We start from the raw sequence: 11,725 nt of genomic DNA, 5'->3' as shown, positions 1-11,725 counted from the left end.
AGTTTATGATTACTAAGAAGATTTTTGGTTTTCAAATCTTCAATAACAATCAAATCATTATTTTCAACTAATTCACGAGTTATTTTATGGAGATAGTCTTTTCTTTGATTAGCTATCTTCTCACTATACTTAGCTACCATAAGTTTAGCTTTCATATAGTTTGAGTATTGTTCTAAAGGTTTTGGATCAAACAATCCAAACTTCTTCTTATACTGGATATCTTTTAGATCTTGATTACGTCTTCTAGCTAATCGTTTTTCCCAATAGTGTTTCCTTTTAGCAAGTTTCTTATCAAAACGGATAGTTTTATACTTACTTCCATCTGAACAGATTACTAGGTCACAAACACCCATATCAAGACCGACAGACCTGTTTGTCTTTGGTAATTGAGTAATATCTTCATCAACCGTAAGAATGGCGTAATATTTGTTAGTTGATGATTTACGAATAGTCACGTACTTGATGACACTAGGGATTGATTTTTTATTCTTATATTTCATTACTCCAAGTTTAGGTAACTTGATATAAGAATCATCTAGTATCTCAATATTATTATTAACAAATTTAGATTGATAACTTTGTTTTGGATATTTCTTACTTTTAAATCGTGGAAACTTACGCTTTTTACTAAAGAATCCTTTATAAGCTTCAAATAAGTCTTTATTAGAAACTTGAAGACTCGTGCTTTCAGCTTTCTTTAACCACGTATGTTCTTTTTTGAAAGTCGTCAGAATGTAATTCAAATCAAATGCTTTCAAAGATTTCAAATCAGGATTATTTTCATGACGTTTGATCATCATATCTAGCATATTATTCCAAACAAAACGATTAGCACCAAAGTTGTATTCGATAAGTTCTTTCTGGTAACCATCTGGATAGATGCGTAATTTGATACCTTTTAAGACCATATGAACCCCCTCCCATGATTTGATATCGTAATTATATCACATAAGGGGAACGTATGTTTGTAAAAAACACCTAAAATCGCATAAATCATTGATTCATCACGGCAATAAATTACCGTGTTTTCTCAATTAGCGATTTTTATAAAAATTGTATTTATTGGCCACATGAAACTAGCTCCACATGACAAAATAATTGTCCCTAAGACTAATACTTTCGCAGTAATTTTTTTCATTGATTCATCCCCAAAAAAACCTGTGTTATGACTAACAGCAGTATTTATCCCCTTTTGAATGCTTTGATTTTAGAACATTTACTAACAATTATAAAGCAACCAAAAATAATATTATATCCACAATTATTTTTATTTCTAGACTTGTAACAATTTTTTCGTAATATATAATCTAGTTGTGTACCAAAAAACACAAAAAGAGGAAAAAAACGTGAAAAAAAGAAACATTTTTATCACTTCAGCTTTAATTTTATTAGCACCAACTGTGCTTTCATTATCACAACAAGATTCTCAAGCTGCTACTAAATTAGTCGGACGTACAAATAGCATCACTTCTTTAGTCGATTCCACTGGTAAGGCTGTTCAGAATCGAGCTCTTGGCAAAGATACTGATTGGCAATTAGGCAAGATCATTAACATTGACGGCAACACCTATTATCAAGTTGCTACAGATGAATATGCTCTTTCAACTAATATTACTGTTATAAATTCTGATTCAACAAACACTGATACAAATACAGATACGACTACCGATACAAATACTGAAACAACAAAAATTGGTACTTTATTATACGCTGCTAAAGTAGTTGATCCGGACGGAAATGCTACTGGTCAAGTTCTTCCTGCTGGTTCATCATGGCAACTCGGTGAAACAAAGAACATTGACGGCAACGATTACTACCAAGTCGCAACTAACGCTTATGTAATTGCTTTAGCTGTTAAAATCAATTCAGCTGAAACGAACACAAATGCTAATAATAATACCAACACGACACCTACTATTCCAATGCCAAACAATGGTCTAGTTGCTACAACTAACGTTTCTACACGTGTTTACAACTATGCTGACAATGCTTATGGTCAAACACTTGCTGCTGGTACTGCTTGGAAAGTTTCTAAGTTAGTTGTTAACAAGTACGGTTCATATTGGGGCGAGATTGCTACTAACCAATATGTTTGGTTAGGTGATGTTACAATCAATAGTGGTCTTAATTTGAAAGACAACTCAGAATACATTGCTGAATTTGCAACTAGTATCAACAAATAATCAATAAAGGAGAAGTTATGCCTGAAAAAAATCCTTACTGTCATGCAGGTATGGTCTGTCACGATGGCTGTCGTTGCTCAAGAAGCGACGGTATCTGCCATTGTAAAATGCTAGATGACCAAAAATGTGCCTGTGACGGTTACTGTGGTGCTAAGCCAAAAGCTACAATCTAAAAAATGCTCTTCGAGAAAATTCAATTCCCGAAGAGCATTTTTATTTAACGACCGTCAATTCATCCAAAGTTTTACCTTCTGGTGATATCAACTGTAACCAACTATTAGTCCCCGCAAAATACAAGAAAGTGCCCACTTCATTAACGCTACGCAAGTGAACATCTTCAATCAAAATATTATCTTGAATAGCATCCGCATGTTCTTGACGCAATTGCATCCCAAATCTTCCTGCAAAACCAACTATTCCAGCTTTCGTCAGTGGCGCTTTATCTACTAAAATAGCACCCTTTTTAATAATCAGTTCATTACGGCTGTTCCAATATACAGTAGCTTTACTACCATTATAATCAACGGAAAATGGTACTTCAGATAACTCTTTAACAAAGCGATGGCGTGCTTTAGTCCGTTTTTTAATTTGCTTTTTCAAACCAAACATCGCCATCAATGGTGCAATTCTTACCCAATAATCTTGATAAACACTCATAGACTCTTGAGAAATTGCCATTTTATATTCAACATTCATCATATAACCATAACTAGTTAACTCTTTAGTTAGAAAATAAAAGAAATCAGCTGGAATCATATTTTCTGGTAAAATTAATTCTACAATTCCATCACAATCTTTGGCATTTAATAAACTTCCCAAATTTATACCAATAACTTCGTGATTTTTTATAACGATAAATATCGATTCTTCGTTCACTTGATCTGGAATTGCTTGATAATAATTGACTGTTCCTAGTTTTTCCAAGTTAAAGGTCAGTTTTTTATTTGAAACGCTACCTGTAAAATCCATTGATCTATTATCCTTTCGTAATGAACAATTCTAAGTAAAGATAATTTTACATTATTTTGATATTTTATTCATAAATATAATCATTTTATTTATATTAAAATGTATAATAACCCTGAAGCAACGGTTTTTGCATTAGGGGTGAAAAAAATTGAAAATTCTAAAAATGGGATTAAAATACGCGTTAATTTATTTTTTTACTGCACTGTTCGTACTTTTAACGACTCTCGTTCAAATCAACGCCGCAACTGTTGACGGAAATAATGACGGAATAGATGACGGTGTTTCGTACTGGTCTAAGGGTTCAGTTACCCGTTCTGATCCAATCCAATTAACTCCAAGTTTGAAATTAGGTTATAGTTTTGGCTTAACAACAGATACTAACAATAATTACACCGCCAATACTTCAGATGATACGATGGTCAAAGATTCTGAAGTTATGGGTGCATTAAATATGTATTATTCAAAAATGAATGTCTTCTTAATCAATCCATCTAATAAATATATTAGTTCAACCTTTCAAGGCTTTTCCACTTCAGGAACTATGAATAGTCGTAAGCAAGGTGTATCTATGACCTCACCTGATTTTCTAATTACCAAGCCTGGTGTTTATTCTAAAGTTCAATCTGACACCATGTCAGTATTAGGAAATAAAATGACCGATAAATCTTATTATTTTTCTAAAGATAGTGATGGCCGCTATACATATATGATTGCTGGAAATTTCAAAAGAGATAATTATAATTTCGTCATCGAATTAATTTTACGTCCCTCTTCTACGAATAGAAATTTAGTTCAAAGAGAAATGTACGTCCGAAACGTTTCTGGTTCAACTCAAGAATTTCAGGTCTTCTTTGGTGAAGATACCAAATTAGGTCTTGCTACAAATTCAGCAGCCGATGCTGTTCCCATTCAAGATTTAGGAGATGGACACGGAATTTTTATTGCCGCTGGAGATTACAAACTATCCATTACAAATGAAACTGAAGATGGTTTCCAACACTACGTTGCCTTAAGTAGAGCAACCAATGCTCCTAACTGGGCGGATCGGTATGATTCCGATGGTAATGGTGACGAAAAAAGAAAGTTAAATTATGGCGATAAGATTATTGACTCTACTGACTCGGCCTATTCCTTAAGTTGGGATAAAACGACTTTAGCAAACAATCAAGTCGCACATTATTCTTCCACTATTGGTGAAACTCAATCACCATATTCTATAATGCATGCCAACAAATCATATAAAAATGAGACTAATAATACCGGAAAAAATAATATTAATGACAAATTGAAATTCACCCTCAATATCACTAACAATGGATACAACGCCAATTGGTATTACAGACAACTAGTTGATAAAATTCCTGAAGGCTTACAAATTGATCCTAATTCAATCAAGAAAGTTTTCAATAATGGCACTGAAATTGCTATGGATCCTAGCGATTATGACTCATCTTCAAGAACTTTAACCGTTCCAGTAGCACAATCCTTAACTGATAATCAAGCTGAAGCTGTAACATTTGAAGCTAACATTACTGCCGATGCTATCGATAATCTTGATTCTAGTGGCAATTTGAAAAATACCGGTCAATTTTACGGTACTGACCAAGAAGTTGCTGGGTCAACTGAAGAAACTATCGATGCTTCAGTAAATATACCAGTAGAAAAGCCCTCGTTTTCGGCTACCTTCACAAAACAACTTAAAAATGAATCTAGTGACTCAGACTTTAAAAATAGTACCGAGGGCAAAAAAGGCGACATCATTGATTATCTAATTTCTTATAAAATAGACTCAGGCAGTAAAGATTATTTGCAATCAGGTGCAACTATCAAAGATGTTATTCCTGCTGGATTAAAAGTTGATGAATCTAGTGTTTACGTCAAAGGTCCTAAAGATACAGATTATTACTACCAAGGTGGAACTGATGAAAATAAGGGCGAACAAATATCAACTGGTATGAATGCAATCGAGCAAGGCGAATCGGTTCTAATTAAATTTTCAGCCACTGTTACTGCCAATTCTGTTGGTTTAATTACTAATACTGCAACTGTAACTGGCGGAACTACTTCTGCTGGTCAACCCACAGGTGAAATGATCTCAAATGGTGCTGACTTAAACGTTAAAAATATCAACGGTTTTATCCAAGTACCTACTTTAATCGATTTTGGTACAACTAACTTTACCGGACAAAGCAAGACCTTACAAAACACCAGCACCAATGGTGAATTAATCGTATCACATCCTGATACTAAGCCGTTTAATATTTATGTCTCATACGACAACAATTTAAATGGTTTGCAAGACAATAATGGCAATAAATTATCTGAAGACGGATCTAATCTGCTATTTATTAAACAAAGAAACAATTCTTATGAAAATGCCGGTACTTGGCAACCTATTTCAAGTGATGGTATTCCTATAAGGACAGCTTCTTTCCAAAATACCGACAATCAAGAAAATATTAATTTAACTGACTATGTTGGTGTTGGAGATTGGCAACTCAAATTACCACAAAATACTAATTCTGGAAATTATCAAGGAAAAATCACTTGGACTATGGTCGATGATATAACTAGCTAATTAAGATTTGTTAAAATAAATTAAGTTTCCTTAAGAATAAGAACACTTTTTAAGCAATTTGTTATTCTTAACTCGTAGGAAGAATTAGTTGTTTTTATAAAAAAAGTCGTTCACAGTGTGTGAGCGACTTTTTTATTTTAGATTGTTTTAGCTAAAACCCAATCTTTAACATCCCCATGACTCAAATTAACTTTCTTAACTGAGCGAACGGAGAAATTATTCTTCTTATAGAACTTAACGTTCTTTTGTGTATTTGTTTCTAAAATAATGTTTCTGTAACCAATTTTTTTCACGTAAGGGCTAATGTGATTGTTGAGCATCTTACTACCGATACCTTGGCCACGTAATTTCTTATCAACAGCCAAATATTCAACAGCACATTTTTTCTTACCCTTTACTTTATCGAAAAGATCTTCAAATTTAAAGATATCGAATGCATTGAAACCATTGAATCCATTCTTGATAATTTCTGGCAACAATTTTAAACCATCCATTGAAAGATAATCCCAGTTACTAATCTGCTTACCTTGATTAAATTCAATTAGAGCAACTGCTCTAGGCTTTCCCTTTCCGTCGGCTCCAACATAAACCAAACCTTTTTTCATGAATACATTAACTTCAAGTTCAAAATACTTGCGTAACAACTTATCGAACTTAGCACTAGAACGAAATTCTTGTTGGAACATGTTCTTAGTTGTTATGTATTCTTTAAATGAATCTACTAGTAAATTTATTATCTGAGGCTTATCACTGTTTAAGCCACTCCGAAAATCCAAAAATATGACCTCCTTATTAAGTCATACACTTATCATAAGCACTTCTATACCAATTGTCCACTAATACAAATTATTTTCATGCCAAACGTAATTTTTGTAATATATTTTTAACAATAAATTTAACTTAAAGTATTAGACAATAATATAGAATGATAGTATGATTTTTAGTAAAGTGAGATTCTTGTTCAAAGCCGATAGCTAAGGCCTTCTTAGTATATCGGTTTTCTTATGCTCAAAAAAGTATTTACATAGGGAGGGAAATTATGGGGAAGAACAAAAAATCAATCTACATCTTAGTATTTAGTAACTTTTTAATCTGTTTGGGGATTGGATTAGTCATACCAGTTACACCTTTTATCAAAAACCAGTACCATTTTACGACTTCACAAATGGGTGTCATGACGTCATTATTCGCCTTTGCTCAATTTATAGCATCACCTATTGTAGGTAAACTATCTGATAAATTAGGTAGAAAACCAGTTATTGTTTTCGGATTATTTACTTATATGATTTCAGAATTCATCTTCGCTGTCGCTACAACACTACCTATTTTTAACATCTCTCGAATCATTGGTGGATTGTCCGCAGCCATGGTTATCCCTACTTCAATGGCCTTAGGATCCGATTTAACAACTTTAAAAGACCGTGCCAAAGTAATTGGTTGGCTTTCGGCTGCCTTTAGTGGTGGCCTGATTTTGGGTCCCGGACTTGGTGGTATTTTAGCTGGAATTACTTATAAAACACCATTTTGGGTTGCCGGTATTTTGAGTATCACTAGTGCTATCTTCACATACATTTTTCTTAAAGAAGACAAAGAAGTTCTTGAACGTGAGGAACTTGAAGCAGAAAAGAAGGCTCAAGAAAAAGGTTCAATTCGAGCAATTTTGACTTTGCCTATGGTCATGTTGTTCGGTATGATTTTGGTTTCATCTTTTGGATTACAAGGATTCGAAAGTATTTATAGTATTTATGTTAACCAAGTCTTCGATTTCGGATTGGGAACAATTGCTTTAGTTTTAACTTTAAATGGAATCATTTCTTTAATTCTACAAGTTGCGGCCTTTAACTGGATCATCAACAAAATCGGTGAAATGCGTCTGATCAGTATCGCCTTTTTATTGAGTGCCGTCTGTGTTTTCTGGATAACTCAAGCACACACTCATATCGAAGTTATCGTCGCTACTTTAATTATTTTCTCTTCATTCGACCTATTAAGACCGGCTATTACAACTTTATTAACGAAATCAAGCCGTTCTAATCAAGGTTTGATCAATGGTATGAATATGTCTTTGACTAGTGTTGGTAACGTCATTGGACCTTTGATGTCTGGAGCTTTGATGGACTGGAATACACATTATCCTTACTTAGTCGTTACTATCATCTTAGCGGCATCTTATCTTTTGACCTTCATTGTCAGAAAACATCCAATCGTACCCGTAGAATAAAAAAAGAGCATCTATTCAGATGTAGTCAATTTAACGACTGCCATTATCCGAATAGATGCTTTATTTGTTTGATTGTAATCTAGTTCTTTTTTGATTCTAAACTAATCCTTGAGCCAACATAGCCTTAGCAACTTTCTCAAAACCAGCGATATTTGCACCAGCTTGATAATCCTTGTTCAAACCATACTCAGCATCAGCGTCAGCAATCTTTTGATAAATATCTTCCATAATATCTTTCAATTGCTTGTCAACATCATCGAATGTCCATGACAAGCGTTCACTATTTTGACTCATTTCTAGAGCTGAAACAGCGACACCACCGGCATTGGCAGCTTTAGCAGGTCCATAGATGATATCATTTTGCTTGTAGACGGCAATGGCATCAGTATTACTTGGCATATTAGCACCCTCAGCAATGTACTTGGCACCATCTTTAACCATCAATTTGGCTTGGTCTTCATTGATTTCATTTTGAGTGGCACATGGTAAAGCAATGTCGTAATCAATATCAAAATCCCAAACGGAACCTTCATGATACTCAGCAGTTGAAATCTTGTCGGCGTATTCTTTAATACGTCCACGTTCAACTTCCTTAATCTGTTTGACAGTATCAAGGTCAATTCCATTTGGATCATAAACGTAACCATTTGAATCAGAAACAGTCACTACTTTGGCACCATTTTCTTGAGCTTTTTGTAATGCATAAATTGCAACATTTCCGGCACCAGAAATCTTAACTGTCTTACCTTTCAAAGTATCCTTTTGGTCTTTGATCAAGGCATTCAAGAAGTAAATCAATCCAAATCCAGTAGCTTCAGTTCTAGCGAGTGAACCACCGTATTGCAATCCTTTACCAGTTAAAATTCCACCTTGAAAGCCGTTCAAACGTTTGTATTGTCCGAACAAATAACCAATTTCACGACCGCCAACACCGATATCACCAGCAGGAACATCCAAATCTGGTCCAATGAACTTTTGCAATTCAGTCATGAAACTTTGGCAAAAACGCATAATTTCGGAATCTGATTTACCTTTAGGGTTGAAATCAGAACCACCTTTGCCACCGCCGATTGGTAGTCCGGTCAAACTATTCTTTAAAATTTGTTCAAATCCTAAGAATTTCACGATACTCAAGTTTACACTAGGATGTAATCTCAAACCACCTTTATAAGGTCCAATGGCAGAATTGAATTGAACACGAAAGCCACGATTAATATGAAAGTTTCCTTCATCATCTTGCCAAGGAACTCTAAATTGAATCGCACGTTCTGGTTCAACTAAAGAACCCAAAATATTGTTCTTAACATATTCTGGATGCTTTTCTAAAACAGGCTTTAATGTATCTAAAACTGTAAAAGCTGCTTCTTGAAATTCTGGTTGATTAGGATCTCTTTTAATAATAGAATCCTTTAAATCTTTAATATATGTTTCGACATCTGCCATGTAAAATACCACCTTTTTAATTAATTAAACTATTGTTTATTATAGCTCAATATTAAAATAATTGACTTTAAATTAAAAATAAATTAACCATAAATTATTTTTTCCAAACTAATCGTGTTTCTTCTTCACCAGTTTCTTCTTCGACTGACTGGATAGAAGCCTCAAAACCATTTCTTTCATAAAATTGCTTAGCCTGAATATTTTTATCATAAACATTTAGTGACAATTCTTGATGATCTCTTTTTAAAAATTTTATCAGCTTCTTTCCGATACCTTGATTGCGATATTTTTTATCGACAAAAATTCCAGCAATATAATTACCCTGTAAACCAACAAACCCTCTAACTTCTTGTTCAACATCGACGTATATTTCAGCATTTTTGAATTGTTCTTTGACCATTTGATAATTATCAAGCCAAAAGTTCTTATCAATAAAATCATGTGCTTCTAAATTACTATTAAGCCATATCCGGCTTACCCTTTCCAATTCTGAATCTTTCATTTTTTGAATCATACTTGCCAACCTTTTTTTAATTTGCTAAAATGTCTCATTGAAGTTAATAAACACCGCCGGGTGTCACTTAATCAAGTATTCTTAATAATTCCGTTAGGCCAAAGAAGGAATTATTGAGAGTGCTTATTTTTTTTTGGAGGAAATATCATGCATTGGATCTATTTAATTATTGCCGGACTTTTTGAAACAATTTGGGCAACGACTATGAAATTGAGCCACGGTTTTACCAAAATCAGTTTTACTATTTACACGATTATTGGCCTAGCTCTGAGTATGTTTTTCTTATCAATTGCTATTAAAAGAATGCCGATGAGTTTGGCCTACCCTATTTGGACCGGAATTGGAGCTGTAGGTTCAATCATTGCCGGTGTAATAATTTTTGGCGATAAACTATCTCCCTTAACTTGGGGATTTGTAGCTTTACTACTTGTTAGCATTATTGGTATCAAAATTACTTCTGGAAGTTAAATCCCAATAAGTATTGTAACAAATTGGCCGATTATAATGACAGCGTTTTCTATTCGGAGTATGATTTAAGTAAAAAAAGGATGACAATCATGCAAATACCCGAAGAATTTTATCAAGAAATACAAAAACGTAATGAAAAAGAATTAGAAATCATTAGTAAAAATCCATGGATAATTCCCGCAACCGTAGCCTGGATGGCAATTCCTGCTGCTATTTGTATTCGTGGTTTCTGGAAGAATCGTCAATTAAAAAATCAATTAAAGATTGAACGAGAAAAGACCAGACGTGCTAGTTTAAGACTATCTGAACCTAAGAAAATTCGCCCTTTCCATAATTGCTAATTAATCGTGTCATCGTATTTATTGCGGTGGCACTTTTTTTATGATTAAACTATGATAAGAATAGATTATTTGGGGGAAATTATGAAAAAGAAACTAACCATTATTTTATTTACTTTATTACTAGCTTTGGGCATGCCACTAAACGTCCAAGCAGCGGCAGCTCCAAAAGCTAAAAATCTAACTTCAGTTACACAAAGTATCAATCATGCTTCACCAGATACGCCATTAATTTTTTCTCATCGTGGCAGTCCTTATAATTATCCCGAACACTCTTTTAAAGGTTACAATCGAGCCATCAAGGACGGAACCCAATATATTGAACAAGATGTTTGGTTGAGTAAAGATGGCAAATTATTTGTCTCCCACGACGACAACCTCAAACGAACAACTGGCAAAAATATTACCATTTCAACTACAAATTCCAATAAAATTAGCCAAGTCAAATTACGCAATGGTGAAAAAATTCATCAACTAAAAGATGTTTTCAAATGTTATGGCAAAAAAGTTCACTATATAATTGAGACTAAGAAAAATGCTGGTGACACTACTGACACTGAAAAAGCTCTCGTCAAAGAACTTAAGAAATACAAAATGACCAAAAACGTAATCTTCCAAGATGAGAGCTTACCTGGAATCAAAGAGTTACATCATTCCTTGAAAAAAGTTCCTACTCTTTGGCTATTAAGCTCCGCCACTGAACGTCAATACAAGGAACAAATTGAAAATGCTCCACGTTATATCAAATTCATTTCGATGAAATTAGATCAATGGACACCAAAATTAGTTAAGTTATCACACCAGAATGGCTTCAAAACTAACGGCTGGATTCTAAACACCTATAACGATAACTATGAAGCACTCAATACATTAAAATTAGATAGCGTCTTTACCAATAATACTAAAGAAACAGTTCATTTAATCGACCGTTGGAAGTAAACAAAAAAGGAAATCCAAATATGAAGTGCTCTAAAATTGTTAGACATAATCTAACAACTTTGGGAGCACTTT

Annotated in this window: 11 protein-coding genes; 6 read left to right on the top strand and 5 right to left on the bottom strand. The window is 33.8% G+C overall.

From position 1 onward, the window contains the following. A partial coding sequence (locus FC88_RS08875; protein WP_057814806.1) for an RNA-guided endonuclease TnpB family protein occupies positions 1-908 on the bottom strand: 908 nt, incomplete at its 3' end. 438 nt (positions 909-1,346) lie between these two features. Here FC88_RS08875 and FC88_RS08870 point away from each other — a divergent pair. After that, the gene (locus FC88_RS08870; RefSeq protein ID WP_057814804.1) at positions 1,347-2,183 is read left to right on the top strand and encodes an SLAP domain-containing protein; all 837 of its coding nucleotides are present in this window, start codon (positions 1,347-1,349) and stop codon (positions 2,181-2,183) included. A gap of 213 nt (positions 2,184-2,396) precedes the next feature. On the opposite strand, the gene FC88_RS08865 is transcribed toward FC88_RS08870, so the two are convergent. Further along, the gene (locus FC88_RS08865) at positions 2,397-3,152 is read right to left on the bottom strand and encodes a hypothetical protein (protein ID WP_057814802.1); all 756 of its coding nucleotides are present in this window, start codon (positions 3,150-3,152) and stop codon (positions 2,397-2,399) included. A gap of 148 nt (positions 3,153-3,300) precedes the next feature. Between FC88_RS08865 and FC88_RS08860 the strand changes: the two genes are divergently transcribed. Then, on the top strand, positions 3,301-5,730 hold the full coding sequence (locus FC88_RS08860; RefSeq protein WP_057814800.1) for a hypothetical protein: 2,430 nt from the start codon (positions 3,301-3,303) through the stop codon (positions 5,728-5,730). Positions 5,731-5,867: 137 nt separating this feature from the next. Here FC88_RS08860 and FC88_RS08855 read toward each other — a convergent pair whose 3' ends face one another. Further along, positions 5,868-6,506: a GNAT family N-acetyltransferase gene (locus tag FC88_RS08855; protein ID WP_010020398.1), complete on the bottom strand. Its 639-nt coding sequence runs from the start codon at positions 6,504-6,506 to the stop codon at positions 5,868-5,870. 260 nt (positions 6,507-6,766) lie between these two features. Here FC88_RS08855 and FC88_RS08850 point away from each other — a divergent pair, with 260 nt between their 5' ends. Next, a complete protein-coding gene (locus tag FC88_RS08850; protein ID WP_162256549.1) occupies positions 6,767-7,951 on the top strand; it encodes an MFS transporter in 1,185 nt (394 codons plus the stop codon). Between the two features lie 96 nt (positions 7,952-8,047). Here FC88_RS08850 and gdhA read toward each other — a convergent pair whose 3' ends face one another. Both gdhA and FC88_RS08840 read right to left on the bottom strand, forming a co-directional pair. Beyond that, the gene (gene gdhA / locus FC88_RS08845) at positions 8,048-9,394 is read right to left on the bottom strand and encodes an NADP-specific glutamate dehydrogenase (RefSeq protein WP_057814795.1); all 1,347 of its coding nucleotides are present in this window, start codon (positions 9,392-9,394) and stop codon (positions 8,048-8,050) included. A gap of 94 nt (positions 9,395-9,488) precedes the next feature. After that, positions 9,489-9,908: a GNAT family N-acetyltransferase gene (locus tag FC88_RS08840; protein WP_057814794.1), complete on the bottom strand. Its 420-nt coding sequence runs from the start codon at positions 9,906-9,908 to the stop codon at positions 9,489-9,491. A gap of 147 nt (positions 9,909-10,055) precedes the next feature. Between FC88_RS08840 and FC88_RS08835 the strand changes: the two genes are divergently transcribed. From FC88_RS08835 to FC88_RS08825, 3 genes are all read left to right on the top strand, one after another. Beyond that, positions 10,056-10,376, top strand: a complete 321-nt coding sequence (locus FC88_RS08835; RefSeq protein WP_057814792.1) for a DMT family transporter — start codon at positions 10,056-10,058, stop codon at positions 10,374-10,376. Positions 10,377-10,465: 89 nt separating this feature from the next. Continuing rightward, complete coding sequence (locus FC88_RS08830) at positions 10,466-10,717, top strand: hypothetical protein (RefSeq protein ID WP_057814790.1); 252 nt, start codon at positions 10,466-10,468, stop codon at positions 10,715-10,717. A gap of 81 nt (positions 10,718-10,798) precedes the next feature. Next, positions 10,799-11,653, top strand: a complete 855-nt coding sequence (locus FC88_RS08825) for a glycerophosphodiester phosphodiesterase (RefSeq protein WP_057814788.1) — start codon at positions 10,799-10,801, stop codon at positions 11,651-11,653. Positions 11,654-11,725 lie beyond the last annotated feature (72 nt).

Origin of the sequence: Companilactobacillus futsaii JCM 17355 (assembly GCF_001435505.1) — a bacterium.
Taxonomy (GTDB): Bacteria; Bacillota; Bacilli; order Lactobacillales; family Lactobacillaceae; genus Companilactobacillus; species Companilactobacillus futsaii.
The sequence above is the reverse complement of the archived record's forward strand: the minus strand, read 5'-3'. Positions and strand labels throughout refer to the sequence as shown.